Source organism: Streptomyces sp. JB150 (assembly GCF_011193355.1).
Taxonomy (GTDB): domain Bacteria; phylum Actinomycetota; class Actinomycetes; order Streptomycetales; family Streptomycetaceae; genus Streptomyces.
This window is the reverse complement of sequence record NZ_CP049780.1, coordinates 3,252,814-3,278,953: the sequence shown is the minus strand read 5'-3', so window position 1 is coordinate 3,278,953 and position 26,140 is coordinate 3,252,814. Positions and strand designations below refer to the sequence as shown.

At 70.8% G+C, this 26,140-nt stretch carries 24 protein-coding genes, 1 tRNA gene and 3 pseudogenes; 16 read left to right on the top strand and 12 right to left on the bottom strand.

Annotation, left to right across the window (positions count from 1 at the left end):
* Position 1: 1 nt before the first annotated feature.
* The gene (locus G7Z13_RS15345; RefSeq protein WP_165999721.1) at positions 2 to 1,111 is read right to left on the bottom strand and encodes a helix-turn-helix domain-containing protein; all 1,110 of its coding nucleotides are present in this window, start codon (positions 1,109 to 1,111) and stop codon (positions 2 to 4) included.
* A gap of 77 nt (positions 1,112 to 1,188) precedes the next feature.
* On the opposite strand from G7Z13_RS15345, the gene G7Z13_RS15340 reads away from it, so the two are divergent.
* Entirely contained in the window at positions 1,189 to 2,454 is a 1,266-nt protein-coding gene (locus tag G7Z13_RS15340) for an MFS transporter (RefSeq protein WP_165999719.1), read from the top strand.
* Between the two features lie 105 nt (positions 2,455 to 2,559).
* On the opposite strand, the gene G7Z13_RS15335 is transcribed toward G7Z13_RS15340, so the two are convergent.
* From G7Z13_RS15335 to G7Z13_RS15325, 3 genes are all read right to left on the bottom strand, one after another.
* Positions 2,560 to 3,000 (bottom strand): MarR family transcriptional regulator, encoded by a 441-nt coding sequence (locus tag G7Z13_RS15335; protein WP_166004978.1) that lies wholly within the window; start codon positions 2,998 to 3,000, stop codon positions 2,560 to 2,562.
* Between the two features lie 192 nt (positions 3,001 to 3,192).
* Complete coding sequence (locus G7Z13_RS15330; RefSeq protein ID WP_165999717.1) at positions 3,193 to 3,456, bottom strand: hypothetical protein; 264 nt, start codon at positions 3,454 to 3,456, stop codon at positions 3,193 to 3,195.
* 12 nt (positions 3,457 to 3,468) lie between these two features.
* Positions 3,469 to 3,933 (bottom strand): hypothetical protein, encoded by a 465-nt coding sequence (locus G7Z13_RS15325; RefSeq protein WP_240926222.1) that lies wholly within the window; start codon positions 3,931 to 3,933, stop codon positions 3,469 to 3,471.
* 337 nt (positions 3,934 to 4,270) lie between these two features.
* Between G7Z13_RS15325 and G7Z13_RS15320 the strand changes: the two genes are divergently transcribed.
* From G7Z13_RS15320 to G7Z13_RS15305, 4 genes are all read left to right on the top strand, one after another.
* Positions 4,271 to 4,753, top strand: coding sequence for a DUF2975 domain-containing protein (locus G7Z13_RS15320; RefSeq protein ID WP_165999715.1), 483 nt, complete (start codon positions 4,271 to 4,273; stop codon positions 4,751 to 4,753).
* On the top strand, positions 4,753 to 5,004 hold the full coding sequence (locus tag G7Z13_RS15315) for a helix-turn-helix transcriptional regulator (protein WP_165999713.1): 252 nt from the start codon (positions 4,753 to 4,755) through the stop codon (positions 5,002 to 5,004). Before G7Z13_RS15320 ends, G7Z13_RS15315 begins: the two co-directional genes overlap by 1 nt.
* A 63-nt stretch (positions 5,005 to 5,067) precedes the next feature.
* Positions 5,068 to 5,397 carry a hypothetical protein gene (locus G7Z13_RS15310; protein ID WP_165999711.1) on the top strand — a complete coding sequence of 110 codons (330 nt, stop codon included), beginning with the start codon at positions 5,068 to 5,070 and terminating at the stop codon, positions 5,395 to 5,397.
* Positions 5,398 to 5,502: 105 nt separating this feature from the next.
* On the top strand, positions 5,503 to 5,985 hold the full coding sequence (locus G7Z13_RS15305) for a DUF5994 family protein (RefSeq protein ID WP_165999709.1): 483 nt from the start codon (positions 5,503 to 5,505) through the stop codon (positions 5,983 to 5,985).
* Positions 5,986 to 6,225: 240 nt separating this feature from the next.
* Here G7Z13_RS15305 and G7Z13_RS15300 read toward each other — a convergent pair whose 3' ends face one another.
* Together G7Z13_RS15300 and G7Z13_RS15295 are read right to left on the bottom strand one after the other, a co-directional pair.
* Positions 6,226 to 7,269, bottom strand: coding sequence for an acyl-CoA desaturase (locus G7Z13_RS15300; RefSeq protein WP_165999707.1), 1,044 nt, complete (start codon positions 7,267 to 7,269; stop codon positions 6,226 to 6,228).
* A gap of 732 nt (positions 7,270 to 8,001) precedes the next feature.
* Positions 8,002 to 8,703 carry a DUF5994 family protein gene (locus G7Z13_RS15295; protein ID WP_165999705.1) on the bottom strand — a complete coding sequence of 234 codons (702 nt, stop codon included), beginning with the start codon at positions 8,701 to 8,703 and terminating at the stop codon, positions 8,002 to 8,004.
* An 890-nt stretch (positions 8,704 to 9,593) separates the two neighbouring features.
* On the opposite strand from G7Z13_RS15295, the gene G7Z13_RS15285 reads away from it, so the two are divergent.
* Both G7Z13_RS15285 and G7Z13_RS15280 read left to right on the top strand, forming a co-directional pair.
* Positions 9,594 to 11,651, top strand: a complete 2,058-nt coding sequence (locus G7Z13_RS15285; RefSeq protein WP_165999703.1) for a GNAT family N-acetyltransferase — start codon at positions 9,594 to 9,596, stop codon at positions 11,649 to 11,651.
* Complete coding sequence (locus G7Z13_RS15280; RefSeq protein ID WP_229830236.1) at positions 11,648 to 12,127, top strand: ASCH domain-containing protein; 480 nt, start codon at positions 11,648 to 11,650, stop codon at positions 12,125 to 12,127. The genes G7Z13_RS15285 and G7Z13_RS15280 overlap by 4 nt, the downstream gene beginning before the upstream one ends.
* Before the next feature lie 57 nt (positions 12,128 to 12,184).
* On the opposite strand, the gene G7Z13_RS15275 is transcribed toward G7Z13_RS15280, so the two are convergent.
* Together G7Z13_RS15275 and G7Z13_RS15270 are read right to left on the bottom strand one after the other, a co-directional pair.
* Complete coding sequence (locus tag G7Z13_RS15275) at positions 12,185 to 12,514, bottom strand: hypothetical protein (protein WP_165999702.1); 330 nt, start codon at positions 12,512 to 12,514, stop codon at positions 12,185 to 12,187.
* 71 nt (positions 12,515 to 12,585) lie between these two features.
* Positions 12,586 to 13,463, bottom strand: a protein-coding gene (locus G7Z13_RS15270; protein WP_240926221.1) for an IS5 family transposase whose coding sequence is annotated in 2 segments (ribosomal slippage) — positions 12,586 to 12,929 and positions 12,929 to 13,463 — 879 coding nt in all. Because the reading frame shifts where the segments join, the coding sequence is not laid out codon by codon here.
* Positions 13,464 to 14,589: 1,126 nt separating this feature from the next.
* Here G7Z13_RS15270 and G7Z13_RS33670 point away from each other — a divergent pair.
* Positions 14,590 to 14,826, top strand: a pseudogene (locus tag G7Z13_RS33670) (RRQRL motif-containing zinc-binding protein); the annotation flags it as partial.
* 183 nt (positions 14,827 to 15,009) lie between these two features.
* Here the strand turns inward: G7Z13_RS33670 and G7Z13_RS15260 are convergent.
* On the bottom strand, positions 15,010 to 15,423 hold the full coding sequence (locus G7Z13_RS15260) for a hypothetical protein (RefSeq protein ID WP_165999700.1): 414 nt from the start codon (positions 15,421 to 15,423) through the stop codon (positions 15,010 to 15,012).
* A 778-nt stretch (positions 15,424 to 16,201) separates the two neighbouring features.
* Here G7Z13_RS15260 and G7Z13_RS15255 point away from each other — a divergent pair.
* The 4 genes and pseudogenes from G7Z13_RS15255 to G7Z13_RS15245 all read left to right on the top strand — a co-directional run.
* A complete protein-coding gene (locus G7Z13_RS15255) occupies positions 16,202 to 17,221 on the top strand; it encodes a hypothetical protein (protein WP_240926220.1) in 1,020 nt (339 codons plus the stop codon).
* Positions 17,221 to 17,343, top strand: coding sequence for a hypothetical protein (locus G7Z13_RS34095; RefSeq protein ID WP_277347400.1), 123 nt, complete (start codon positions 17,221 to 17,223; stop codon positions 17,341 to 17,343). Before G7Z13_RS15255 ends, G7Z13_RS34095 begins: the two co-directional genes overlap by 1 nt.
* Before the next feature lie 3 nt (positions 17,344 to 17,346).
* Positions 17,347 to 17,767 (top strand): annotated as a pseudogene (locus tag G7Z13_RS15250) (hypothetical protein); the annotation flags it as partial.
* 76 nt (positions 17,768 to 17,843) lie between these two features.
* Positions 17,844 to 18,418 (top strand): annotated as a pseudogene (locus tag G7Z13_RS15245) (site-specific integrase); the annotation flags it as partial.
* Between the two features lie 67 nt (positions 18,419 to 18,485).
* On the opposite strand, the gene G7Z13_RS15240 reads toward G7Z13_RS15245, so the two are convergent.
* Positions 18,486 to 18,561 (bottom strand) — tRNA-Arg (locus G7Z13_RS15240).
* Between the two features lie 82 nt (positions 18,562 to 18,643).
* Complete coding sequence (locus G7Z13_RS15235; protein WP_240926219.1) at positions 18,644 to 20,161, bottom strand: M6 family metalloprotease domain-containing protein; 1,518 nt, start codon at positions 20,159 to 20,161, stop codon at positions 18,644 to 18,646.
* A 277-nt stretch (positions 20,162 to 20,438) separates the two neighbouring features.
* Between G7Z13_RS15235 and G7Z13_RS15230 the strand changes: the two genes are divergently transcribed.
* Together G7Z13_RS15230 and G7Z13_RS15225 are read left to right on the top strand one after the other, a co-directional pair.
* Positions 20,439 to 21,083 carry a TetR/AcrR family transcriptional regulator gene (locus G7Z13_RS15230; RefSeq protein ID WP_165999698.1) on the top strand — a complete coding sequence of 215 codons (645 nt, stop codon included), beginning with the start codon at positions 20,439 to 20,441 and terminating at the stop codon, positions 21,081 to 21,083.
* 308 nt (positions 21,084 to 21,391) lie between these two features.
* Positions 21,392 to 22,939 carry an MFS transporter gene (locus G7Z13_RS15225; RefSeq protein WP_165999696.1) on the top strand — a complete coding sequence of 516 codons (1,548 nt, stop codon included), beginning with the start codon at positions 21,392 to 21,394 and terminating at the stop codon, positions 22,937 to 22,939.
* A 169-nt stretch (positions 22,940 to 23,108) separates the two neighbouring features.
* Here G7Z13_RS15225 and G7Z13_RS15220 read toward each other — a convergent pair whose 3' ends face one another.
* Positions 23,109 to 23,621, bottom strand: coding sequence for a MarR family transcriptional regulator (locus G7Z13_RS15220; RefSeq protein WP_165999694.1), 513 nt, complete (start codon positions 23,619 to 23,621; stop codon positions 23,109 to 23,111).
* Positions 23,622 to 23,728: 107 nt separating this feature from the next.
* On the opposite strand from G7Z13_RS15220, the gene G7Z13_RS15215 reads away from it, so the two are divergent.
* Together G7Z13_RS15215 and G7Z13_RS15210 are read left to right on the top strand one after the other, a co-directional pair.
* The gene (locus G7Z13_RS15215) at positions 23,729 to 24,520 is read left to right on the top strand and encodes a class III extradiol ring-cleavage dioxygenase (protein ID WP_165999692.1); all 792 of its coding nucleotides are present in this window, start codon (positions 23,729 to 23,731) and stop codon (positions 24,518 to 24,520) included.
* Between the two features lie 387 nt (positions 24,521 to 24,907).
* Complete coding sequence (locus G7Z13_RS15210) at positions 24,908 to 25,936, top strand: sigma-70 family RNA polymerase sigma factor (RefSeq protein ID WP_165999690.1); 1,029 nt, start codon at positions 24,908 to 24,910, stop codon at positions 25,934 to 25,936.
* The last annotated feature ends 204 nt before the right edge of the window (positions 25,937 to 26,140 follow it).

Genomic DNA, 26,140 nt, shown 5'->3' with positions numbered 1-26,140 from the left:
GCTAGCCGCGCCCGGCTCCGCCCGCCCCGGCAGGCCGGTCCCCTACGGCCTGATGCAGCACCTCGCTTGCCGCGGCCCGGATCCGCTCATCGCCCGCTGCTGACCGGGTCGGCGCAGCACCCGAGGCTGCTCGGACCGGCACATCGCCCGCCGCTGCCCGGATCAGCACATCGCCCGCCGCCGTCCGCGCGTACAGCACCGAGCGGCCCGCCCGGCGCCGCTCCACCAGCCCCGCGTCCCGCAGTACCCGCAGATGCCGTCCGACCGAGCCGAGCCCCTGCCCGGTCACGGCCGTCAGCTGGGTGGTGCTGAGCGGGGAGTCCAGCAGGACGAGGACGGCGGCGCGGGCCCGGCCCAGCAGGGCGGCCAGGCTCGCGGGCGCGGGCCGGGCGTGGCCGTCGGCGAGCGGCCCGGAGCACGGGTAGACCAGGGCGTACCGCTGCCGCTCCGGCTCCTCCCACGACACCCAGCCGGTGCGCGGGGTGACGGGGACGAGGACGAGTTCGGCGCCGGAGATGTCGCGGGGCGGGTACTCGTGCAGATTGACCTGGAAGCGGCTGGCGCCCAGCCAGCGGGTGCCCGGCCGCAGCGCGTCCAGCACCGCCGCCCAGCCGCCCTCGCTCATCCGCGCCGTGCGGGCGACCACGTCGGCCTCCAGCACGCGGCGGCGCCGCGCCCAGTACGGCCGTACCGCCTCGGTCCACACATACGTGAGGAGTGCCGCCGCGCGCTCGGGCAGGTCGTCGCGGTCCAGGACGGCGGGGAGCGGGCCGGCGAGGGAGAGCCGCAGATGGGCGCGGGCCGCGTCGGGGCGGGTGGCGCGCACCCGGGCGACCGCCCGCGCGAAGTCCTCGCCCTCCCGCGGCGTCGGGGTGAGGAAGTCGGCGATCCAGTCCCGGCCCAGTCCCGCCCGCACCAGCCGCGCGGTCACCGGGTCGGCGGCCAGGCGGGCCCGGTAGGCGGGCAGGTGCGCGCGCAGCCACTCCCGCTCGCCCGGATGGGCCCCGGTCCCGGCGTGCAGCAGCTTCAGACTCGCGAAGGTCTCGGCGTACGGCGAGAGCAGGAACCGGCTGCGGGCGAGGGTGTCCGCGTCGAGCTGCCACCAGCCCATGCCGCCCGCCCCCCGGTTGGTTTCGCGTGTGCGCGAAACAATAACGGGGCCCGCCACGGCCGCTTGAGACTCCCCGCATGCGCACCTCACCCGGCTACGCGAGCCTCTTCCGCACGCCCGAGTTCACCCCGCTGTTCCTGTCCTCCGCCGCCCAGACCGCCGCGCAGACCCTCGGCGGGCTCGCCCTCGGCACGCTGGTGTTCCGGGCCACCGGATCGCCGCTGCTGGCGGCGGTGAGCATGTTCGGCCCGTCGCTGGCCCAGGTCGTCGGCGCCGCCTTCCTGCTGTCGGGCGCCGACCGGCTGCCGCCCCGGGCGACGCTCACCGGCGTCGCCCTCGCCTTCGCGGCCGGTACGGCGGTGCTCGCGCTGCCGGGACTGCCGCCGGCGGCGGTCTTCGCCGTCGTCCTCGCGCAGGGGCTGGTGGCCTCGCTGGGCGGAGGAGTGCGGTGGGGACTGCTGACCGAGATCCTCTCCACGGAGCGCTACGTGCTGGGGCGTTCGGTCTTCAACATGATGAGCGGCCTCGCCCAGATCGGCGGCTACGCGGCCGGCGGTGTCCTCGTCGCCGTCCTCACCCCGCGCGCCGCGCTGCTGCTCGCGGCGCTGCTGTACGCCGGGGCGGCGCTCGGACTGCGGCTGGGCCTGACGCAACGCCCGCCGCGCGCCACCGGCCGCCCGTCGGCACGGGCCACCTGGCGGGCCAACGCCCGGCTGTGGTCGTCACGTCCGCGCCGCCGCGTCTACCTCGCCCTGTGGGTGCCGAACGGACTGATCGTGGGCTGCGAGTCGCTGTACGTCTCCTACGCGCCCGGCGCCGCCGGGACACTGTTCACCTGCGCGGCGCTGGGCATGTTCGCCGGGGACGTCACCGTCGGCCGCCTGGTGCCACCGGCACGGCGCGCGCGGCTCGGGGTGCCGCTGCTGCTGTTGCTGGCCGGACCGTACCTGCTGTTCTTCCTGCGCCCGCCGGTGCCGGTCGCGGCCGTCCTGGTCCTGGTGGCGTCCGCCGGCTTCGGGGCGAGCCTCGTACAGCAGGAGCGGCTGGTCACCCTCACCCCCACCGAACTCTCCGGCCACGCCCTCGGCCTCCACTCCGCCGGCATGCTCACCTGCCAGGGCCTCAGCGCGACCCTGGCCGGCACGACGGCCCAACTCACCTCGCCCGCGGTGGCGATGACGGTGATGGCGGCCGGGTCCCTGACTGTGACGGGCGTGCTGGCGCGAGGGCTGGGGGAGGGCGCGGAGAGCGCGGAGGGGGCCGGTGTGGCCGGTGTGACCGGTGCGGACGAGACGGACAGCCGGGATGACGCGAAGGCCGGGGAGGAGCGGGCGGCGACGTGAGCGCGGCTGCGGCCACGGGCGACGGTCACCCAGTCGGCGGACCTGGCGATGTGACGTGGCTGTGGCTGAGGCTGCGGCTTCGGCCGTCGCGGCCCGGCGATGTCCCTACGGCCGTGGTTCCGGCTCGAGGAACACCCACGGGACCTCGTTGTCCCGGACCACCCTCGCGAGCAGCGCCGCCAGCTGCTCCCGCTCGGCGGGTGCGAGACCGGACGGCAGCTCCTCGATGCGGCGGCAGGCGGCGTCGTAGAACTGCCTGGCGAGCGACGCGCCCTCCTCGGTCAGGCGCACCCGTACCGCCCGCTTGTCCCGGGGATCGGCCTCGCGGCGGACCAGGCCGCGCTGGGCGGTGCGGTCCACCAGCCCGGTCAGGCTGGACTTGGCCAGACCCAGCATCGAGCCCAGCTCGGACATGCCGTACGGCTGCGGCATCAGCACGCACAGCAGCTGGCCCTGCTGCGGGGTCAGCCCGAACCGACGCCCCGACTCGGCGTACACGGCGTCCACCAGGAACGCGGACCGCACGAGCGCGGCCACGATGCCCATCTGCTGACCTGCGGCTACGGCTTCGCCCATTCGGCCAGGGTACCGAGGAGGGGCAGCGCGTCAGTGAGGCCGGGGGCGCGAGGGGCAACGCCGGGGGGACTCTCGCCCCGTACAACCGCGCTGGTCATCTGTCGCACGCCGAAAGGTGTCTCCCTGCCGCCGGGCAGGACCTGAGCGGAGCGCCCGACCCGCCTACTCACGACCGTCGTGCTGCTCCTGTTCTTGCTCCTGCTCGCGCTCCGCCCGGTCGGCCCACGCCCGGCCAGCCCACCGACCCAGCAGCCCCACCACCACCGAAACGACGATCGCGCCCCAGTCGATGACGTGCGGCAGTCCGGGAAAGAACCCGAAGAAGGCCAGTCCACCGAAAAGGCCGGCGAGGAACCCGACGATTCCGCTCCGCCGACGCCGTGCTTCACGCGCCTGATCCACCCGCTGCCCCTGCTGCTCGACCATGAACGCTCACGCTCACTTCGTGATGTGGTGACACTGACTCACCCGTCGCACTCCGTTGACGTGCAGATGGGCGCACGCCTTGCCATAACGAGGCAGGGTACGAGGAGCGTTGCTCCGCATCGGGTCGATCCTGCATTCGTTGTGCGTTGTGCCCCGTGACGTGCGGTAGACCCGGTTGTCCGTGTCGGCGTAGGTGAAGTCGATGCGCCAGTTGCAGAAGCCGGTGCCGAGTGCGGCGGCGAAGGCGCAGTCGACGCCGGCGTTCTGGTAGGTGATCTTCTTGCCGCTGCCCCGGATGATGTGGGTGAACATGCACCCTGTGGGGACCTGCATCGTCATGCCCCCCACGCTGTACTGGAAGGTGCGCACCGGAGTCGAGCCGATCGCGGTGGCCTGCGCACTCGTGGGCGTGCTGAGGATGAGCCCGCCGGCGGCGGCCAGCGCGGTGACGAGGCGAGTGATGGTCGGCCCGAACAAGGTGATCTCCTCCTGAGGTCTTCCGGCAAGTACCGGCCCAACCGCGATTGCCGGTGCCCGGTTGTCGAGTCAGGAGTCGTTTCACCAGCACAGGTGATCAAGTGATCATCCCGCTGACCTGTAGAAACGTTCACAGGCCAGATCGGCGCCTCGGTGGGCCGGCGGAGACGGCGCACCGCCGCTGAAGCGGGGCCCAGGGGTCCTCGGTCATCTCCCTGCGGTCCCTCTTGTCGGCACCTATCGAAAAACGATAGATTCTCATCGAGATTCGATGGCGCGGCTGCGTGCGGACGTGTGCGGGTGTGCCGGCATCTGACGACGAGGAGGAGGGAAGGCGATGGGAAAACTGACGGTGCTCGCGCTGCGCGCGGTGCTGGTGGGGCTGCTCGCCGGCTCGGTGTTCGTGCAGGCGGTGATGGTCCCGCTGCTGGCCGCCGACATGGGTGACTTCGACCGGCGCACCCCGGTGGTGGTGATCCTGCTGCTGGGGCTGGTGACGGCGCAGGTCGTCCTGGTCTGCGTATGGCGGCTGGTGACGATGGTGCGCCGGGGGACCGTCTTCTCCCACGGCGCCTTCCGCTACGTACACATCGTGATCGGCGCGATGACGGCCGCAGCGCTGCTGGTCTTCACCCTCGGCGTGGTCCTGGCGCCGGGCGAGGACGTGGCCCCCGGCATCGTGCTCCTGATCGGCGGCGTGGGCCTGGCCGTCCTCGGTGTCGCGCTCATCGTCCTGGTGCTGCGCATGCTGCTCGCCCAGGCGGTGGCCCGCGACGTCGAGGCGGCGCGGATGCGGGCCGAGCTGGCCGAGGTGATCTGATGCCGATCGTCGTCGACATCGACGTGATGCTCGCCCGGCGCAAGATGTCCGTGGGCGAACTCGCCGAACGCGTCGGCATCACCCCCGCCAACCTCGCCGTCCTCAAGAACGGCCGCGCCAAGGCGGTCCGCTTCACGACGCTCGCGGCACTGTGCGAGGTACTGGACTGCCAGCCGGGCGACTTGCTGCGCTGGGAACCGGAGGACGAAACGGCACCCGCGGGCACGGCAAGTGAGGCACAGCACCACTGAGTTGCCGGCTCCCGTTGCCGATGCGGCCTCCTGCCGAGGCCGGCTCGTCGGCATCATGGTCCGGTGGACCTGGAGCGCGTCAAAGCGGAGACCGTGGCGTACTACCGAGCCCTCGATGAGAACGCCACCTCGCGGCACTACTTCCGCCACGCCGACGAGGAGGGCGGTCTGTGGTACTTCGAAGCCGTACCCGACCGCGGCGAGTTGATCGTCATCAAGCAGGCCGAGGTGACGTCGGCCGGCCGACTCCACCGGTACAGCCGGCAGCACCTGGAGGACGAGCACGGCGGCCTGACCGACCGAGCGGTCGACCCTGACGAGGATCCGCTGGAGGTCATCTCGGCCGAGGAGTTCCAGCGGGTGTGGGCGCGACCTGCGGAAACGCTCGCTTAGGGCAGAGGGCGCTTGCGGAGACGCCGGTGCGCGTGGGACCAGGAGTAGCGTGGCAGGTGCGAGGCGGTCCCGTTGTCGCACCTGCCCTACAGACGGGTGGTCCTCATGACCAGCTCGGATCCACCTGCTGTTCCCCGGCGTCTGCCCAGCGGTGCCCACGAGGCCCTGCGGCCGGGTTCTGCGCTTCTCCGGCTGGAGACGACCGCATCACGTGAAGGTGTCCTCGATGGTGCGTGGTGGCCGCGCTCGCGCGACATGGGTGCCGAGCTGCCCGCGCTGCTGCGTGCCCTCATCGCCCACCTCGGCCCCGTGACCCGCGTGGGGCTGGACACCGCAGCTTGGGAGGGACTGCCGACGCGCATCCTCGTGGACGACTGCGTGGTGCACATCGATTCCTTTCCGGTCGGTGACGACACGGTCCTGATCACGCGGGGCGAGCGGGACCTCTTCTCGCTGCTGGTGGTCCCGCCGGACGCGGCACCGGACGCCGCCCGCGCCGCGATGGCCCAAGCGGTCCGGGCGGACAACGTCAGCCAGGCGGAACAGATCCTCATCGACACCGGGAGCGGGCGCGGTCCGTCGGGCTGACGGATCACCGCCGGGCGTGACCGCCGCGACGGTTTCGGCGGCGAAGGCGAGGCGTCCGCAGCTTCCCGGCCAAGCTGGGTTCACGTCACCCCCGGATGCCGGGGCCAGGAACAGGAAGACGACTGATCTCTCGGTGCCACGGCCCCTGGGCTCCCGCACGGAGGGCGTCGACGCCCGGTCTCCGTATGCAGCTGGAAGACCTACGGTGACCACAGCACGCGGACGGCTCCGGCAGGTCCCTCAGGTGTGGACCCGTGCGGGCCGCAGCGGTGCTCCGGCCCGGTGGAGACTGGCGAGGGCCAACCGGTAGGAGGCGATCAACCCGGTCTCCACGTACTCGACACCCAGTTCCCGGCAATGGTCCCGCACGATGGTCCGGGCCTTGCGCAGGTTGGGGCTGGGCATGCTGGGAAACAGATGGTGCTCGATCTGGTGATTCAGCCCGCCCAGTGCGATGTCGGTGAGCCTGCCGCCGCGCACGTTGCGTGAGGTGAGCACCTGGCGACGGAGGAAGTCGGGACGGTCCGCGCCCTTCAGGATGGGCATGCCCTTGTGGTTGGGGGCGAAGGCGGAACCCAGGTAGACACCGAACAGGCCTTGGTGGACGGCGAGGAAGGCGATCGCCATGCCGGGCGGCAGCAGCCACAGCAGCACGCTCAGGTAGAGCGCGAAGTGCGCGAACAGCAGGACGCCGTCGAGCGTGCGGTGCTTGAGCGAACGATTGGCCAGCGCCTTCGCGCTCGACACGTGCAGGTTGAAGCCCTCCAGAGTGAGGAGCGGGAAGAACAGGAACGCCTGCCAGCGGCCGATCAGGCGGGGGAGCCCCTTGGCGGCCCGTGCCTGGTCCTGGGACCAGACCAGCAGGTCGGGGTCGAGGTCGGGGTCGAGTTCTTCGTGGTTGGGGTTGGCGTGGTGGCGGGTGTGCTTGTCCTGCCACCAGCCGTAGCCCATCCCGATACCGGCACCGGCGATCCGTCCGGACACCTCGCTGGCCCGGCGTCGGCGGAACACCTGGCGGTGCGCTGCGTCATGGGCGAGCAGGGCGACCTGGCCGAAAACGACGGCAAGGAAGGCGGCGACCGCCAGCGTCCACCAACTGTCGCCGACGAGCACGACTGCGGCCCACCCACCGACGTAGAGCCCGGCCACCACCGTGGTCCGCAGCGCGTAGTAGCCGGGACGGCGTTCCAACAGCCCGGCGGCGGCGACCTTTCTCGACAGACGGGCGAAGTCGCTGCCGGACGCCTCCGAGGGCGGGGGGCGCACCGTGGTGTTACTGCTCATGATGGTGAAACTCTCTCTGAAGAGCCGATCGGGTCGGCGCCGCCCCGGGAGCCGCTGGGACCGGGCCGCGGGTCAGGGCTGTACGTCCTCCGTGGCGGACACTGCACGCGGAACACGGAGGCGAGAAAGGCGTCTGCTTGGTCGGTCAGCGGCTGCGCAGGCCCTCTGTTCTTGCGGGTACCCGGCCGCGGGTGTCTCACACCGTGCCGGACGGAGACTCCGGAGCCGTCCGTGTGCGTCGTCTCGGCGGAACCGGCTCCGGCCGGTGCAGCCGATCTCGTTGATGCCGTCCCGCGGGCACCGCTCCGCAGCGGCGCGCGTACCGAAGATGTTCAGCTGCGGAAGTCATGACGCCTCGGCCGGATGGTGCTCAGACACCCCGGTCCAGGGGTCCCGGCCGCTCCCCAGCCGGTCCGGGGCCCGGGGGTCCCGGGCACGCGTCGCCGCGGATGGAGCCGACGGTTCCGCGGACCGCGCCGACGGTTCCGCCGACTGAGCCGATGGTTCCGGGACGCGGCCGGGCAGCCGGCGGGGGACCCGGATGATCACCTGTGGTGCGGGGTACGGCTGTGGCGCGCGGCGGCCGCGGCGGCCGGGCCGGGGGGTGCTGTACCTGTACGCGGCGATCCTGTCGGCGTGCTGCAGGCCGAGCCGGTGAATCACGTACGCCCCCGCTGCGATGAGGACCAGGAAGGCGGCGCGGCCGTCAGGAAGGTGTTCACGGCGGCCACCTCACATACCGATGATCAGCCGGCTGGCAGGCCCCGGTGGACCGGTCTGTCCGGGAACGGCCGCGGACACCGCCGAGGCGCCGCCCTCGTACTCCCAAGCCTCGTCCGGGCTCAGTGACCGGCCGGCCGTCAAGACACCGTGCCCGGCCTCGTCCGCGGCGATGAGCGCGCTCGCGGTCAGGGGCGGGCCGTGGTTCTCGGACGCGGCAGCCATCAGCCGGGCCGCCGACTCCGCGCCGGTCTCGGGCGGGATGACCAGCAGGTCCCAGCGGCCGGTGTCGTAGGAGAGCAGCAGCAGCTTGTGCGGGTCGATCTCCGGGCTGAACCAGCCGACCTTGACGATGTGCCCGTCCACGGGAATTCTGCGGGGGATGACCGGCCAGTGCTCCGGGTTGACGGCGATGCGGGTGATGCGGCCCCAGCGGGCATCCAACACGTCCGTGAGCGCCGACAGTTCGCTCAGCAGATCGCGGGACCGGGGCCACCAGGCTCCGTCCAGGAGCCCCCGGCAGGTGCCGTCGGTCTTCAGCGCGAGACGCGCGGCCGGGGCTGCGACGGGCTCGGAGTGCGGCAGGGTGGGGTAGGTCGCCGACATGACGCGGACCCGTCTCCGGGCCGCCTCTGCGGCGGCCCGGGTTTCATCTTTCGCCGAGAACGACCCGGCGTGGAAGCCGGAGTGCGAAATGCCCTCGGTACTGTCCACACTACTCCGCGTTTCGCTGCGGCGCGGAGCAGCGGCCACATGGAGTGGAGTACCGGCCGGGTGATCTCCCCGCAAGTGCCTCGGCGCGTGCCGGGTAGCGCCCGTCCTACGGGCTGAAGAACCGTCGCCGCCGGGCGCGGCCGGCACAACGGTGTCGGAACGGGTCGTCGATCCACTGGTCGTCGGTCGGGTCTGCACAGACTGTGTACTGCGTAGTCCTGTGGTCGGCACATGCCACAGCGCAGCGGCAGCCCTCCGTAGGAGAGGTGTGGCGAGGGTGCAGCCACCCTGTAGTCAGGCGGGGCGCTTCCGCCAATGGGAAGGCCCCGGACCCTCCCTCGCCTGGGAGTTCCGGGGCCTTCGCCCTGCTCAACACTGTGCCCCCGGCAGGATTCGAACCTGCGACACCCGCTTCAGGAGAGAGGCTGGGCGGTCTCGGACCTGAGCTGCGACTTCGCCAGCCGAGGAAGCGGAGGGCTACTCGACCGCAGGGCACCGATGTTAACCGTGGCTGACCCCTGCATCTGGCACGGTTGTGGCACGAACTTCGGCCGACGGCAACCAGCCACGATGGTATGTGGGCCAAGTGGGAGGGCCTCATGGTTCGGACGGGTCCTCGGAGCGGGCCCAGCTGATCTACCAGTACTCGACGGCGAAGCACCAGCGCAAGTTGGGTTAGGGGGTCGATGCCGAGGTGCGGCAGCAGCTGCGTGAGCCAGCTGCCAAGCAGGCGGGAGTCAAGCAGACGTAAGGGCGTTTCTGACGGTCTCCGGATTACCGTGCGCCCCTTGTGCCCCCTTGAGGGACGGCGGTGAATGAGATCAGCTTCCCCTGTATGTAATGACAGGGGAGTTGCGCCGGCAGTCACCGGCCCAACTGGAGGGGGAGCGATGGCGATCAAGTTGGTGGCTGTTTCGCCTGCGCAGGACGAGCTGATCGACAAGGCCGTAGCTCTGGGTGATCGTTACACGAGGACGCTGGGGCTTCTCACACCTCCCGCTTACCGGAAGGCAGCGGAGGACGGCGGCCTTCTGGCCGCCGTTGAAGGGGACGAGATGCTCGGCTACGCGCTGTTCGGACTACCGAAGAGGAGCGCGCGTATTCGGCTCGCACACCTGTGTGTGGCGGAGGAACAGCGTGGCCGGGGAATCGCCCGCCAGCTGGTGGAGGGCGTCAAAGAGCGGTACCCACAGCGACTCGGGATCAAGGCCAAGTGCCGACGGGACTACAACCTGAGCGGGATGTGGAGGAGTCTTGGCTTCATCCCGGATGGCGAGGTGCGCGGGCGGGGCCGTGACGGGGAGATCCTGGACGGATGGTGGTTGGACCTCGGCCATCCTGACCTGTTCACGGAGATGGAGAGCGACGCGCTCCTAGTGGTAACCGTCGACCATGGAGTGTTCGCCGATCTGCGCGGCCTCGCTGACACGGCCGACGCGGAGGAGTCACGCGCGCTGGAAGCAGGCTGGATGGCGGATCTCGTCGAACTCGCCTACACGCCTCAGCTGGTACATGAGATCCGGGATCTCCCGGACACGGCAGAACGTCAACACCAGCGGGCGGCGCTGACCGGCCTGCGCAAGCTCTCCCCGGACTTGGCGGCCGTAGACGAGCGTAGTCGTGAACTGCTCCAAGCCGCTACACAGGCCATGCCCGACCTGACCGTCGACGCTGGACTTCGCGTCCGCCTGCGGTATGTGGCCGAGACGTCGTGCGCCGGTCTGCAAGTCCTGGCGACCCGTGATCCACTGCTGTCCCGCCTGACCGACGTGGCCTGGGAGGTCGCCCGTGTCCGGGTCGTCTCCCCTTCTACCGTGACGCTGCACGTGGACGAGTTGCGGCAGGCCCAGGTGTACCGTCCGGCTGATCTGATGGGCACGGAGTTCCGGTCCGGAGAGGTGGCACCAGGTGCGGAGGATGAACTGGTCGCCTTCTTTCACCAATCGGGTGGCGACGACGGGTCGGCCTTCGCCGAGCGGCTGCGGTCGCTGAACGAGGGCGCAGTCGCATGGCGCCGCGAGCTGCTCCGCGATGGTCAGGGCCACCCGGTCGCCCTCTACACATGGGCACTGGACGGACGAACTCTGATTGTCCCCGTCCTCCGCACGGCCGGCCACCCACTGGAACAGACTTTGGCCCGGCAGCTCCTCTTTCTGCTCAAGCGGCTCGGCCGGGACTGCGGTGCAGAGATCATCCGCATCAGCGATCCGCATCCCTCCGAGGCCGCCAGGTCCGCGGCCGGCGACGATGGGTTCTTCGAGCATGACGGCAGGCTCGTCGCTCTCCTCGTGAATGTGTGCGGGACGGCAGCTGAAGTGGAGGCTGTGGCCGGAGGGCTCGCCCGCGAGCTGACTGTCGACACGACCGCGCTCCGCCCCGGCATGCCCGCCGAGGTGGCTGCCGTGGTGGAGCGTGCGTGGTGGCCGGCGAAGGTCATCGACTCGAAGCTGCCGTCCTTCCTGGTGCCCATCAAGCCGCGTTGGTCGACCGAGCTGTTCAACGTGCCCGCCATGCTCATTCCGCGCAGTGACGTCCTGGGCATCAGCAGAGAGCACGTCTACTACCGCTCCTCGGGCCGCCGCGGAGAGAGTGTTCCGGCTCGCCTGCTCTGGTACGTCAGCGAGGGCAACTCCCCGAGCGAAGGACAGATGGTGGTGGGCAGTTCGCGACTCGACGAGGTGCTCATCGACACACCCGACACCCTCTTCTCGAAATTCGAACACCTGGGCGTATATGGTCGGGCTGAGGTTCAAGAAGCCGCCGACGCCTCAGGTCGCGCCATGGCACTCAGGTTCTCGGACACCGAGATCTTCCCGAGGCCGGTGACGCTGCGGCGATTGACCTCCCTGGCGAAGGAGCTGGGACTACCGTTGTCGCTGATCTCCCTGTCGAAGATCAGTAACGAGCTGTTCCAGGCGGTCTACCAAGAGGGGCACCGAACGACGTGAACGATCCGGAACGCGCGATGCTGCTGTCCGTCCACCCGCGCTTCGCCAACGCGATCCTGGCCGGCAGTAAGACGGTGGAAGTCCGCCGCCAGCGCGTCGCCGCGCCGCCCGGAACCCCGGTTCTGCTGTACGCAACCGCGCCCACCATGGCTCTGGTGGGCATGGCGCGCATCGCCTCGGTCCATGTGGGCTCCCCCAAGGACGTCTGGTCGGCGCATCATGCCCAAACAGGGATCACTCGACGCGAGTACGACGCTTACATGGACGGTGCTACCCAGGCGAGCGGCCTGACCTTGGAGGATCCCGTGCCCTTCGACGAGCCGGTGTCCCTCAGTGCACTGCGCGCTGCAGGGACCTTCCATCCGCCGCAGAGCTATCGCTACCTGAGAGGTACTGATCTGCGTCAGGTATCAGAGGCCGGGCCCGCAGTGGGCAGTGCGCTTCGGAAGGTGTTGCCGGACGCGGTTCACGCGTAGCGGGCCGAGGCTCCGAGCGATTGATGCGGGTCCGTGCGGCGTTGGTTAGGTCGTGTTCTAGAAGTCGGTGACCTGTCTGGTTGGCCGTCCGGGGAAGTCGCGGGCGGCCATCCAGATGGTGAGGTCGCGGGCGATGTCGTTGATGCTCGTCGCCGTGGTGACCTCGTGCTCGTTGCGGGAGGTGTCACGGCGGACGATCTCGTACCCGCCTTCGTCCAGGACGGCCACTGAGGCGAACCACGCTGGATCGTCCTCGTCGGGCTGGACGACCACGAAGGTGTTGTCGGAGTCGTTGAGGTCGCTGATCATCATGAACAGCGCATCCTCGGAGGGGTCGTCGATGCGGTCGCCGTTCTCGCTGTCGGCGCCGTAGTACTGAGCCCCCATCGTTGCCTCTCCCTCGCCCGGTTCACCTGGTCGCGGTCAGCATGGCACGTGGAACTGACGGCTCAGGCGGGTCATAACCATTCGCCGATCGCGGCGATCAGGACGGTGGCTTCGAAGCGGACGGCGAGTTTGTCGAACCGGGTGGCGACCGCCCGGTTGCGCTTGAGCCGGTTGATCCCGCATTCGACCGCGTGCCGAGCCTTGTAGTCCTCGCGGTCGAACGCCGGAGGCCGCCCGCCGGCCTTCCCGCGCCGTTTGCGGTTGGCTGCCTGGTCGGCGGGCTCCGGAATCGTGCACCGGATTCCCCGCTTGCGTAGGTAGGCCCGGTTGGCGCGGGAGGAGTACGCCTTGTCGCCTCGAACTCGCAGTGGGCGGACGCGGGGACGGCCGGGTCCGGTGCGGGGAACTCGGATGCCTTCCGGACGGCGGCGAACTGAGGACTGTCACCACGCTGACCTGCGGTGACCAGCAAAGACAGCGGCCGTTGGCCTTGCTCCCAGGCCAGATGGATCTTGGTGGTGAAGCCTCCCCGGGATCGGCCCAGACCGTGGTCGTCGGGCTCCGTGCGGGTTCCGCCGGGCGGTTCCTTCTGGGCCTGGCCGTCGCGGCGGGCGCCTGTGGCGTGCTGATGGGCCCGGCAGATTGTGGAGTCGACGTTGACCTCCCACGTGATCAGCCCTGCCGCATCCGCCCGGGCCTGCAGTCCGGTCAGCAGGACAGGCCAGGTGCCGTCACGTTGCCAGCGGCGGAAGAGTCCGTAGACCGTCTGCCACGGCCCGTATTCCGACGGCAGATCCCGCCACGGAGCACCAGTCCGCACCCGCCACCGGATCCTGTCCATCAGCTTCCGCCGACCCAGCGACGGCCGGCCCAACGCCGCGACCGGCAACAACAGCTCCAGCACCGCCCACCTCGTCAGAAAGATCCCCTCGCCCCACACCGAAATCATCACGGCACGGGACGAGGAACAAAGCCGACTTTCAAAACACGCGCTAGCCGCCGAACACGGCTCGACCTAAAGCGCTTGTAGTGCAGGGCTGCCACGCCGCTGCCGGGTATCCGTCCCTGCACGCTGGCCATGGCGTAGCGGCCCCACGACGTAGCGACGACCGTGTGGGCGTTCCTGCTGTCGCTTCTGATCAGGCTGATACGTCCGGCGCCGTAGGTAGGTCTGACCACCGCATTAGGAGATCATCCGGCCGATCTGCTGGCCAGGGCTGAGGCCTCTCCGTCTGCTCCGACTGGTGCGAGGCCGGTTCTCCTGGTACGGCAACGTCCGCTGTTGTTGCCGTCAAAGAGTGCCGTCAAGCCAAGGGGTCGGAGCTGCGGTTTCGTCCGGCACCCCGCGAACGAGCCAGCTGATGACGACGGTGCGCAGGCCATCAGCTTGGAAAGCTGCGATCATTTGGGGCCGGTCGAGCGCTGACCTGGGCAGAGGCTTGATGAGCGGTCTCGGCGGGCCTGGCCGCTTCCACCGTGATTCCCCGCTGTGTCCCGCTCGATCTGGTGCGTTTGTGGTGCGGAGTCGTGCCATGGGTTTCGAGCGGCATGCGGCTGCACACACGCGAAGACCTCGACCTCAGTGTCTCCGCTGTGACGGGGGCTTTGGGCCTTTCATACTTGGCAACCGGCAACGGTGGTTAGCCGAACTGTTGCCTGCGGATACGCTGATTCTCCTCACGGTAATGCGAGGGAAGCTGCCTCAATCGCCTTCCGGAAGACACCGCCCCTGCCTCCCCGCTCCCGGAGCCGTCCGCGCTGCTCACACCCCGTGCGGACACTGAGCGGACGCCCGACCCGCACACTCCGCACGCCACCCGCACACCCCAGACCGAAACGGCCGATGAGACGCTGCGGCAAGCGCAGTTCGAGGAAGCGGAGCTGGACCGGATGCGGCAGGACGCACGCCGTGCGTACGCAGAGTCCGCACAGGCGGGCCGCCCGCTCAGCGCGCGTGCGCTGGGCGAAGCGTTCGGCATGAGCGAGTCGTGGGGACGCAAGCAGATCCTCGCCGTTCGCGACGAGGAGGAGCCGGCCCGCCCGCTGCTGCGGGCCGTCGACACCGCGGCCGTGTGATGGCCGCCGTCCCGGTCTACCGGTGGCGGCTGGCCCCTGACGGTCTGGCCACCCGCCGCCAACTGCGCGCCCGCGGCCTGCGGCCCGGCGGGCAGGACGTGGCCGCCCGGCTCGAGCGGCCGCGCCGCCGCGGCCCGCTGGTCGCCTACCTGCACTCGATCGAGCAGGCCAAGCCCGTGCGGCCGATGACGCCCGCGAAGTGGGCGGCGCTGGCTAGGGCGAACGCTGCCCGCCGCATGGCTCTGTTCACGAGAACGGGCAGCACTTCGACATCGCTTCGGGAGGCGGTTGGCGGTCGCTGCATGACCGGATTGTTCACGAGTTTCGACAGCACCTGTGTCTACTCAAAGGCGCTCCCCGTTGACGAGGACGCGGGGCCAATGAGAGCCCGCGGCCGGGCACGGCCGCGCCGTACTCGCTTACGAGTACACCTGCCACCAGCGGTCCGTCTCAGCACGAGCCACTTCGGCGTCGTACTGACTCGCATCGAAGTGGAGCTCCGGCGGGGGATAGGGCATGTCCATGTGCGCCGCCCCCCACGGCACCTCCCAGTCCGACCACTGCACGATCTCCCCGAACCGCTGCACGACCACGGTCAGGTAGCCGCAGCACCCGCCGGTGCACTCGGGTTCTCCCAGCTCCAGGCGGCGAGCCTCATCGGTCGCCCGCAGCGGGCTGGGCCGTCCCGCCGGCAGCACATCGGCGGCGTACGGTCCGCGGCCACCCTCGTCGACCGCCTCTTTGACGATGTCCTCGCCGTTGACCCAGAAGCGCACCTGAGTTTTGAACCGGGGTCCCGGCGGCAACACCCTGATCTCCAAGCGGTCGAACATCAGGCCACCCTATGGGGCGCGCTGACGTTTGCGCGCATCCCAGCCGACGCCTGCCTCTACCCGGCCGACGGAAGGGTCCAGGAGGTGCCTCCCATTCTCGTGAACATCGACCACGGCCTGGACGGGGTGCCTCCCGAAGTCGTGCACATTTGCCGTCGGGACTCGTGAACAGAACCAGCCGCACCTGCCCTCGGTGCCGCCGGGATGCCGGCTACGTCATCCCCGCTGCTCTCGGCATGTGCGCCGCTTGCGCCTTCCCCGAAGAGCAGCGCGCCGCCTGATCCCTGTTGGCAGGCCCGGCCGGCCACCTTCCACAGCAACCCGGCCGGGCCCTACTCCGCGAAGGAGTGCACCCAGCATGACGGAACTCAGCACCGAGCCGGTAGCCGTTCAGGCGCCGCACCGCCCCCGCCGCCCGCCGCGGACCAGCCGGCGGCCGAGGTGGAGCACACGCCCGGCGGCTGGCCGGTCGTCCCGCTCGCCCTGTCGGGGGCGAACAGCACCGTGGGCATGGTCGCCGCCGCCTCCCTGGCCGGCGGCCCGCTCGCGGCGATGGTCGCCGCCACGGGTGCGGTCGTGCTCGGCACGGTCGCCGCCAGCCGCTCCCGCAAGCCCAACGAGCGTCGCCAGGCCCGGCGCGCCGCGGCCCGTGCCGCCGGCTGCACGGCCGCCCGCAGCGCGGGCCTGACCCGCAACGGCGCGGGCCTGACCCGCAACGGCGCGGCAGCGGGCAGCAGTCGGGGCACCTCCGGCCGCAGCAGCGCGAGCGGCTCATCGGGTGGCCGTGCCGGTCGTCCTGGTGGCCGGTCCGCTGGACGGCTGGGCAGTGTGCCCGGCCAGCAGCGCCGCGGCCACGGGCCGACCGTGCGCAACGCCAGTACCCCGACGAGCAGCAGGACCGGCAAGAAGCCCGGGTCAGAGCCTGACCAAGCGGGCGGGCGGCGCCGCGGGCCGCCTCGAACAGATCAGGGCGCTGCGCTCGGCGCAGCAGGCCGCGGCAGGGTCGCGTGCCGGGCAGCGGGCGCAGACGACGGCGGCCCGCCGCGCGGTCGCCGGCGCCCGCCGCCAGGCCAAGGCCGCCGCCGGCAGTAACCGTCCGGGCAAGCACAGCAGCGGTGCGGGGCGTCTGCTGGGCGGCGCCGCCCGCAAGGCCCGCCCCGCCCGCGATGCTGCGATCGCCAAGAGCCGCGCCAAGCAAGACGCCGCCGCGGCCGGCAAGGTCGCAGCCCAGCGCGCCCAGGTGCGCAAGGCGCCGGTCCGCAAGGCGGCGCGGCAGGCGCTGCGTCGCTCCGCGGCCCGTTTCCACGGCCGCCGCCTGCTCGCCGCCCTGCTCGCCCTGCCGCTCGGTCGGCTCGGGCTGATCACCAGTCCGATCGGCCGGAAGTTCGGTGTTCCGTGGCTGATCCACCCCGGCCGCCGTCTGTTCCGGCGCCTGGCCGGTGTGGCGGCCGAGCAGCGTGCCGCCCGTGATGCGGAGGCTGCGAAGGACGGCACGGACGGCATCGCGGACAGCGTCGAGCGGCCCGCATCCACCGTTCCGACCAGCACGAATGACCCGTCGGTCGAGGGAGAGCACGTGTCCGGTTTCCGGTTCGAGGAGGCCGCCGCCGAGATGGAGCAGGCCGCCAGCCAGTACGAGCCCGAGAGCGCCATGGAGATCCTCGCCATGGTTGAAGGGCTCCCGGCCGCGCTCACGTCGGTGGCGAACGTGATGAAGATCCTGGCCGAGCGCTCCGACTCGGAGTTACCGCTGGAGAGGAGGTGGCGGACGGCTTCAACGACATCTTCGGGGCCCTGATGAGCGCCGTCGCCGTCGCCGAGGACATGGGCCCGCTGTTCCGCCAGGCCCACGCGCAGGACATCGCCCGCCACGAGGACCCCCGCAACGGCCACGAGGCCGAGAAGGGCTGGAACGTCTAAGCCATGGCCACCACCGCCACGAAGCAGCAGTCCAGTGGCCCGGTGCTGGACTGGGCGGCCGGTCACGGACCCGTGACCGGCGCCCCGTCCGCCGCCTCCTAGCTCATCGGGGCCGGGTGGACCACCTGGGCCATCACCCACGGCTCCCTGACCTGGGCCGCCCTGGGCTCGCTGGCCACCATCGGGGTGGGCATCGGCGCCGCCGCCCGCTCCACCGCCCTGTACGAGGAGGCGCGGGAGGAGGAGACCCTGGCGGCGGAGCAGCGGCAGATCGTCGCGGAGCTGTCCGCCGAGCGGCGGGAGATCGCCGCGGAGTGGATCGACCGCATCCGGCGCGTCTGCTCGATCAGGGTGCGGGTGGTCGGGGGGGGGGGAGGAGGAGTGGGCCACCGGCACCGGGTACTCCATCGACGCCGAACTCCCGCCTCGCCAAAGTCGCGGGGCCGCCCTTGCCAGCCAGAACCCATCAAGGAACTGGAGATCTCCAGCATGACCCAACCCGAGACCCGCTCTATGCCGTGTTCGTCCTGGCCATCGCAATGGGCCTACGACGCGGTGAACTGGTGGGCCTGCGCTGGTCGGATGTGGACCTGGACAACCGCGTCTTGCACGTACGTCAGCAGAAGCAGCGTCGGCGCGGCACGCTGTACGACGACGACCCCAAGAGCCGACGCAAGCGGGTGGTCCCGATGCCCGCGTTATGCATCGCGCCGCTTCGCTGGCACCGGCTACGGCAGCGGGAAACGTTCGCGCGCACGGCGTCGCGTGGTCCGAAAAGGGCTACGTCTTCGCCACGCGCAACGGTCGGCCGGTGGAGCCGCGGAACGTCTACCGGTCGTTTACGCGGGTGGCTGCCGATGCCGGGCTGCGGGTGGTCCGGCTGCATGATGCCCGGCATGGCTGCGCCACGCTGTTGACGGCGGCCGGCGTCGCGCCGCGCGTCATCATGGAGATCCTCGGTCACAGCCAGATCAGCATCACGATGGACGTAAACACACACGTCGTGCACGACACCCAGCGGGAGGCGATCAGCCACATGGACCGCCTGCTCAGGCGACGCCGCCCCGCCGCCTGAGAGGCGACTGCCGTCAAATGGTGCCGTCAAAACGGCCCGGACCATGATCGGTCCGGGCCGTTTCGGCTGGTGCCCCCGGCAGGATTCGAACCTGCGACACCCGCTTTAGGAGAGCGGTGCTCTATCCCCTGAGCTACGAAGGCAGTGGGGTGGGCGGGCCGTGGGGCCTGCGTCACCGCGGCCAGTGTAGCGGGTGGCGGATCAGGGGGTGGGGGGAGCGGGGTGTCAGCTTCTGGTGACTCTGATGGTGTGCTGGTCGTCGTCCTCGTCCGCCGACACCACCGAGATACGGATGCCGTGCCTCGGGTCCTTGAAGGTGTCGCCGGGGGAGAAGGGAGCGTCGGAGAGTTCGGCGTGGACGTTGGGGCTGCGGGTGCAGCCGCCGCTGTCGCGGTGGGAGTCGTAGACGGTGACCGGGCCCTGGCCGGTGTCCACCGTCGCGTCGACCTTGTAGATGAGGATGCCGGGGCGGCACACCGCCTCGTCGTTGCCCTCGCGGGTGCGCAGTTCGACGGCGTAGCCGGTGCGGCGGTCGAGGGGGACGAAGACGAGTTTCGGGCCGCCGGGGCGGGCGAGCGGGGTGAGGGTGTGCTCGGTGGTGCCGGGGCGGGCGGCGCAGGAGACCTGCACCGCGTCCAGCCAGCCCAGCTTCCACTTGTGCCAGCCGAGCAGATCGTTGTTGGCGCCCCAGTCCTCGCTCATGATGTCCCAGTGGCCGACGGCTCCGCCGCCCTCCTGGGTGTACAGGTCGGGCAGCCCGAAGACGTGCCCGTTCTCGTGCGGCAGGACGCGGTAGCCGGTGCGCGCGTAGGTGCCGGAGCCGTCGTCCTGGCGGGAGTAGACGAAGGACGCGTTCGCGACCGGCACCCCGTCCGCCGTGGGCGCCTCCGCGTTGCCGGCGAACGTCACCGACAGGACCGTGTCCAGCGCGGACGGGCCCGCGTTCGGCGTCACCAGCACGTTCAGGAGGTCGTACGAGCGGAAGTCCACCTTGGGATCGGCCGCGGCGACGATGTCCTGCACCAGCTTGCGGTAGCCGGGGTCGAACGGGGCGCCGCGTTCTATGCCGTACTCCTCGAAGGTCCGCGGCATCCGCAGCCACTCGCGGATGGGGGCGTCCGGGCGGTAGTCCAGGCGGCCGTAGGAGCTGGTGCGGAACCACTCGCGGGTCTGCGGGAAGAACTCGCGGTAGCGGTCCAGCGCCCTGCCGCTGCCCGGCGCGTCCGCGAAGTCGATCATCAGGGTCAGGGCGCGGACCGTGCCGGTGGAGGGGGAGTAGCCGCTGGGGGTGGGGATGCCCTCCGACATCTGGACGTCCCGGTCGCTGCGGATCATGCAGGGGGCCAGGGCCGAGGACTCGGCCGCGGTGGCCGGGCGGGGGCCGGCCGTCGCCGGGCCGTCGGTGAGGTGTCCGCCGGCCGCGGAGGTGCAGAGCGCCGCCGTGAGCGCGGTCACCGCCGCGAGGGCCGCGGTGCGTCTGAGGGGACTTATGCGGCCGCTGCCGGTGATGCGCCCGCCACGTCGTGGTCGGTCGCCGTCGCCGTCGCGGTGTCGTGAACCGTCGCTGCCGTGCCCGGCCGCCCGCTCGCTGCCGTGCCCGGCCGCCCGCTCGCTGCCGTGCGATGCCGCCCGTTCGCTCCCCTGCGGCGCCGCCCGCTCGCCGCCGTCCGGCCGTGCTCGGCCGTCGAGGAAGGCGCCGGGTCCTGCCGGGCGTATCCGACGGCTGGGCGGCTGCGGCTGCATGCATGGACCTTTCGCTCCAGGCAGCCACCGTTCTCCGGCTGCACCCTCGCGATCACCCTCGGCCGGGCGCGGCGCGGGCGCGCGCTGGCGGAGCCGATCGTGGGTTTCCCGCGCGTAGGTGCGTGATTCAGGTCACATCGAGTTTTTGGGCTCGGTCGGAAATAACCGGGGAACCCCTCCCCGTTTAACCCTGCGTACGGGCGAAACGGGGACTCGCTCCCCGGATCACCTCAGCCACACGCACAGCCAAAGTCACATCACTTTCTTGGAGTACGCCGTGCAGACCGCCACCCCCGCGCGCCGCAAGGCGACCCGGCCGCGCGCCGACGCCCTGCGCAACCGGGAGCGGATCGTCACCGCCGCCCGGGAGATGTTCGTCGAGTTCGGCCCGGACGTGCCGCTCGACGAGATCGCCCGCCGCGCCGGTGTCGGCAACGCCACGGTGTACCGCAACTTCCCGGACCGCGACGCGCTGGTCCGCGAGGTCGTCTGCGCGGTCATCGACCGTACGGTGCAGGCGGCCGAGCGGGCGCTCGCGGAGACCGGGGACGCCTTCACGGCCCTGGAGCGCATCGCGCACGCCGCCGCCGACGAGCGGATCAGCGCCCTGTGCCCCATGGTCAGCAGCACGTTCGACCAGCACCACCCGGACCTGGAGGCCGCGCGGCTGCGGTTCGAGAGGCTGGTCGGAGAGGTCATGGACCGCGCCAAGGCGGCGGGGCAGGTCCGTCCCGACGTCGGCGTCGGCGACCTCATGCTCGGCGTCGCCCAGCTCAGCCGGCCCCCGGCCGGTACCGCCTGCATGAGCGCCGACCGCTTCGTCCACCGTCATCTCCAGCTGTACCTGGACGGGCTGCGGGCTCCGGCCCCCTCCACCCTCCCGGGTAGGGCCGTGGCCCTGGAGGACTTGCGCCGGCCCTGACACGCACAGCGACACCCACAGCGACACCCACAGTGCTACGCGCAGTGACATTCACAGTGCTCCGCACAGCGACACGCACAGCTCCGATGGATCAGACAGAGCAGTTCTCTCGTTCATACGGCCGTCGATGGTGACGCGTCGTTCCTAGGCCCTGGGCGCGGGCGGTCGACCGTTGACCGTTCCCAGGTCATGGCCGTTCCTTCTCCGGCCGGCTCCCGGGTCCGCCTTCTTTCCCTTCCCGACAGCCTTTCTCACCAGTTTTCTCACCAGCCTCTTCACCGTCACGAAGTTCCGAAGTGGGTACCTCCATGTCTCAGACAGCCGCCAAGGCTTCCGCCACACCCGTTCCCGCGCCCGATCCCGGGCGCTGGAGAGCGCTCATCTTCATCGCGCTCGCCCAGCTGATGGTCGTGCTCGACGCGACCATCGTGAACATCGCCCTGCCCTCCGCCCAGCAGGACCTGGGCATATCGGACGGCAACCGCCAGTGGGTGGTCACGGCGTACGCCCTCGCCTTCGGCGGTCTGCTGCTGTTCGGCGGCCGGATCGCGGACCTGTGGGGCCGTAAGCGCGCCTTCGTCGTCGGTCTGGCCGGCTTCGCGGTGGCCTCCGCGCTGGGCGGTGCCGCCACCAACGAGGCGATGATGTTCGGCGCCCGCGCCCTCCAGGGTGTCTTCGGCGCCCTGCTCGCGCCCGCCGCGCTCTCGCTGCTCGCGGTGATGTTCACCGACGCCAAGGAGCGCGCCAAGGCGTTCGGCATCTACGGTGCGATCGCCGGTGGCGGTGGCGCCGTCGGTCTGATCCTCGGCGGGTTCCTCACCGAGTACCTGGACTGGCGCTGGACGTTTCTCGTCAACATCCCGTTCGCGGTGGTCGCCGCGGCCGGTGCCTGGTTCGTCATCCGTGAGCCGGAGGGCGGCCGCAACCGCAACCCGCTCGACATCCCGGGCGTCCTGCTGTCCACGCTGGGCCTGGTCGCGCTGGTCTACGGCTTCACCCGCGCCGAGTCCGACGGCTGGAGCGACAGCGTCACGATCGGCATGTTCGTCGGCTCGGCCGTGCTGCTGCTCGCGTTCGTACTGGTCGAGGCGAAGGTGAAGGCGCCGCTGCTGCCGCTGCGCGTGATCACCGAGCGCAACCGCGGCGGTGTCTACCTCTCCCTCGGTCTCGCGATCATCGCGATGTTCGGCCTGTTCCTCTTCCTGACCTACTACCTGCAGGTCGTGAAGGGCTACTCGCCGGTCAAGACCGGTTTCGCCTTCCTGCCGATGATCGCGGGCATGATCACGGGCTCCACCCAGATCGGCACCCGCCTGATGACCCGGGTCGCGCCGCGCCTGCTCATGGGCCCCGGCTTCCTGGTCGCCGCGGTCGGCATGCTGCTGCTGACGCAGATGGAGATCGACTCCTCCTACGCCGCCCTGCTGATGCCGGCGATGCTGCTGCTGGGCCTCGGCATGGGTACGGCGTTCATGCCGGCGATGTCCCTGTCCACGCAGGGCGTCGAGGCGCGGGACGCCGGCGTGGCCTCCGCGATGGTGAACACCTCGCAGCAGGTGGGCGGCGCGATCGGTACGGCGCTGCTGAACACCATCGCCGCGTCCGCCACCACGTCGTACATCGCCGACCACCTCGGCTCGGCGACCTCCCGCTCCCAGCAGCAGCTGGTCCAGCTGGAGGCCATGGTGCAGGGCTACACCAGCGCGATCTGGTTCGCCGTCGGCATCCTGGTGGCCGCCGCGGCGATCGCCCTGACCCTCGTCAACGCCGGGCGGCCGGGCACCACCACGGTCACCGGCTCGGGCGCGGGCGCCACGGCCGAGGACGAGGTGCCGGTGCCGGTGATCGCGCACTGACCACCGTCCCGGGCCCGGCGGCCCACTCCGGCCGCCGGGCCCAGGACGGTCTGCCGGGTACGAGGTGCTGGCCAGCCCTCGTCCAGCTCGTTTGACCCCCTCGGCTCACATGCCCTTCTGGCTCAGAAGCGTGCTCGGTAGGAGCCCCCGGCTCGGACACCCCCTCGGCTCACCTGAGCCAGGGCAGATCCGCACCCGCCTCGGCCGGCTGAAGTCCCTCGGCGATGATCCGCATGATCTCGCCGAGGGACTTCTGCTGTTCCGGGGTGAGCCGGTCGAAGACCGCCTGGCGTACGGCGGCGACATGGCCCGGCGCGGACCGGCGCAGTACCTCCATCCCCTCGTCGGTGAGGACGGCGAACTGGCCGCGCTTGTCGGAGGGGCAGTCCTCCCGGCGGACCCAGCCGCTCTTCTCCAGGCGGGCGACGGCGTGCGAGAGCCGGGAGCGGGTGATCTTGGCGTGCTTGGCGAGTTCGGTCATGCGCAGCCGGCGGCGCGGCGACTCGGCGAGCTTGACCAGCAGGCCGTAGTACACGTGCGGCATTCCCGCGTCACGCTGGAGCTGACGGTCGAGATGGTCCTCCAGCAGGGTGGCGGCCTCGATGTACGAGCGCCAGACGAGCTGTTCCTCGGCGGTGAGCCAACGGGGCTCCGCCGGGTCGGGTGCGGCTGCCGTGTTCATGAGTACCACTGTACGAGGCCGGTCCTTGAACGTTGAACAAACGAAGCGTACGGTGGAAGCGTAAAGCTTGAAACTTAAAGTTACCGCTTCGGAAGGAGCCGCCGGACATGGCCGCCACCACCCAGGAGCGCATGCCCGCGCTCTACCTCAGCCACGGCGCCCCGCCGCTCGCGGACGACCCGGTCTGGCCCGGCGAGCTGGCCGCCTGGTCGGCCGCACTGCCGCGCCCCAGGGCGATCCTCATGGTCTCCGCCCACTGGGAGGAGGCCCCGCTCGCCCTCGCGGCCACCGAGCCCGTCCCCCTCGTGTACGACTTCTGGGGCTTCCCCGAGCACTACTACCGGGTCCGCTACGACGCGCCGGGCGCCCCCGCGCTCGCCGAGTCCGTGCGCAAGCTCCTGCGCGCCCCCGGCATGCCCGTCCAGGACATCCCGGACCGGGGGCTCGACCACGGCGCGTACGTCCCGCTCGTCGAGATGTACCCGGACGCCGACATCCCCGTCCTGCAGGTCTCCCTGCCCACCCTCGACCCGGTGCGCCTGATGGAGATCGGCCGGCGGCTCGCGCCGCTGCGCGACGAGGGGGTGCTGATCGTCGGCTCCGGCTTCTTCACCCACAACCTCGCCGCCCTGCGCCACACCGGGCCCGGCGTGCCGGGCTGGTCGGCCGAGTTCGACGACTGGGGGCGGCGGGCGCTGGAGTCGCGGGACGTCGACGCCCTGCTGGACTTCCCGAACAAGGCCCCGGCGGGCCGCTACGCCCACCCGCGCACCGAGCACTTCGCCCCGCTGTTCGTGACGCTGGGCGCCGCGGACGCGGTCGGTGAGCTGGGGGAACAGAAGTCCGTGATCGACGGGTTCTGGATGGGTCTGGCGAAGCGGTCGGTGCAGTTCGGCTGAGCGGTCGGTGCGGTTCGGCTCAGCCCGGCAACCTCCGGGCGGCGCGGTTCGTCTATTCGGGTGAAGACCTCGTGAGGGCGATGTGACCGCCGTCTCATCCGTGGAGGGGTGGGGGCGGTGGGACAGGACGCGCGTACGGCCCTCAGGACCCTTCTGACCTGCGTCTGCGTGGGTCGCGACGGTGCCGTCGCGCACGTGCGGCGGCACAGGGTACTGCATGATCAGAAAAATCGAGGGTCGGCTTGGGAATTCTGTCCGGATTCCAGTCGTTGTTTCCATCGGATGCAGGGCACTCGGCAGAGGATCGAGCAACAGCAGCGAGAGTCCACCACCAGTGCCGAGCGTCCGAAGGAACGCCCGCTGACCTCACATCGCAAGGGAGCACGCATGGCAACCCGTGCCGTCGCCCGTCGTACGTCTGCGGCTGGGGGTACCACCCAGGCTGTCGGGTCCGGGGGAGACACCGTCGACGCGGCAGGCAGTGTCCGCGCCCATGGCGGCGAGATCGCGGACCGCGACCTGGTCGGTATGTACCTGGACGAGATCGCGCGGACGCCGCTGCTCGACGCCGCGAAGGAAGTCGAGCTGTCCCAGATCATCGAAGCGGGCGTGTTCGCACAGCAGATCCTCGACGGGTACGAGGAGTCGAAGACCGAGGCCTCCCGCGAGGAGCTGGAAGCCCTGGTCGCCGAGGGGGAGCGGGCCAAGGACGTCTTCATCCGCTCCAACCTGCGCCTCGTCGTCGCCGTCGCCCGCCGCTATCCGCGCAGCGGCCTGCCGCTGCTGGACCTGATCCAGGAGGGCAACGCCGGCCTGGTCCGCGCCGTGGAGAAGTTCGACTACCGCAAGGGCTTCAAGTTCTCCACCTACGCGACCTGGTGGATCCGTCAGGCCATCACCCGTTCCATAGCCGACCAGTCCCGCACCATCCGCCTGCCCGTCCACCTCGTGGAGGAGCTGGGCCGCATCCGCCGCGTGCAGCGCGAGTTCAACCGTGAGCACGGCCGGGACCCGGAGCCCGCCGAGATCGCCGCGGAGCTGGGCTCGACGCCGGAGCGCGTGACGGACGTGCTCGACTGGGCCCGCGACCCGGTCTCGCTGAACATGTCCGTGGACGACGAGGGCGAGACCCAGTTCGGCGACCTGCTGGAGGACACCTCCGCCGTGTCGCCCGAGCAGTCGGTGCTCACCCTGCTGCGCAGCGAGGAGCTGGACGACCTGATCGGCCGCCTCGACCAGCGCACGGCCTCCATCATCAAGATGCGGTACGGCATCGAGGACGGCCGCGAGCGCACCCTGACCGAGGTCGGCAAGGAGCACGGGCTGACCCGTGAGCGCATCCGGCAGATCGAGAAGCACGCGCTGCTGGAGCTGAAGAAGCTGGCGCGGGACACGGGGTTCGACGCGGCGGCGTGACCTCGGGCGAGCGACGGCCTGCGCGAACAGTCGCGCGGGCCGCCGCGAGCACGGCCCGGCGTCACTCGCGTGGACGGCCGCGCGGGCGGTCGCGTGGCGTGAACGGCCGGGCGAACGGCTCTCCGGACGGCGTACGACCGGCGGGGGGCCGCGTGCGCCGGGTGGCGAAAGCCCGCGCAAATGTGGCGATGTAACGTCGCTTCA

Bases quoted from the DNA above. Each gene is read 5' to 3' on its own strand.
- G7Z13_RS15305 (WP_165999709.1), top strand. From the start codon at position 5,503: ATGACCAGCTCGGATCCACCTGCTGTTCCCCGGCGTCTGCCCAGCGGT.
- G7Z13_RS15335 (WP_166004978.1), bottom strand. From the start codon at position 3,000: ATGGGCATCGTGGCCGCGCTCGTGCGGTCCGCGTTCCTGGTGGACGCC.
- G7Z13_RS15260 (WP_165999700.1), bottom strand. From the start codon at position 15,423: ATGTTCGACCGCTTGGAGATCAGGGTGTTGCCGCCGGGACCCCGGTTC.
- G7Z13_RS34095 (WP_277347400.1), top strand. From the start codon at position 17,221: ATGAGCGCCGTCGCCGTCGCCGAGGACATGGGCCCGCTGTTCCGCCAG.
- G7Z13_RS15210 (WP_165999690.1), top strand. From the start codon at position 24,908: ATGGCAACCCGTGCCGTCGCCCGTCGTACGTCTGCGGCTGGGGGTACC.
- G7Z13_RS15235 (WP_240926219.1), bottom strand. From the start codon at position 20,161: ATGCAGCCGCAGCCGCCCAGCCGTCGGATACGCCCGGCAGGACCCGGC.
- G7Z13_RS15285 (WP_165999703.1), top strand. From the start codon at position 9,594: ATGGCGATCAAGTTGGTGGCTGTTTCGCCTGCGCAGGACGAGCTGATC.
- G7Z13_RS15340 (WP_165999719.1), top strand. From the start codon at position 1,189: ATGCGCACCTCACCCGGCTACGCGAGCCTCTTCCGCACGCCCGAGTTC.
- G7Z13_RS15320 (WP_165999715.1), top strand. From the start codon at position 4,271: ATGGGAAAACTGACGGTGCTCGCGCTGCGCGCGGTGCTGGTGGGGCTG.
- G7Z13_RS15300 (WP_165999707.1), bottom strand. From the start codon at position 7,269: ATGAGCAGTAACACCACGGTGCGCCCCCCGCCCTCGGAGGCGTCCGGC.
- G7Z13_RS15215 (WP_165999692.1), top strand. From the start codon at position 23,729: ATGGCCGCCACCACCCAGGAGCGCATGCCCGCGCTCTACCTCAGCCAC.
- G7Z13_RS15315 (WP_165999713.1), top strand. From the start codon at position 4,753: ATGCCGATCGTCGTCGACATCGACGTGATGCTCGCCCGGCGCAAGATG.
- G7Z13_RS15345 (WP_165999721.1), bottom strand. From the start codon at position 1,111: ATGGGCTGGTGGCAGCTCGACGCGGACACCCTCGCCCGCAGCCGGTTC.
- G7Z13_RS15225 (WP_165999696.1), top strand. From the start codon at position 21,392: ATGTCTCAGACAGCCGCCAAGGCTTCCGCCACACCCGTTCCCGCGCCC.
- G7Z13_RS15275 (WP_165999702.1), bottom strand. From the start codon at position 12,514: ATGGGGGCTCAGTACTACGGCGCCGACAGCGAGAACGGCGACCGCATC.
- G7Z13_RS15220 (WP_165999694.1), bottom strand. From the start codon at position 23,621: ATGAACACGGCAGCCGCACCCGACCCGGCGGAGCCCCGTTGGCTCACC.
- G7Z13_RS15330 (WP_165999717.1), bottom strand. From the start codon at position 3,456: ATGGTCGAGCAGCAGGGGCAGCGGGTGGATCAGGCGCGTGAAGCACGG.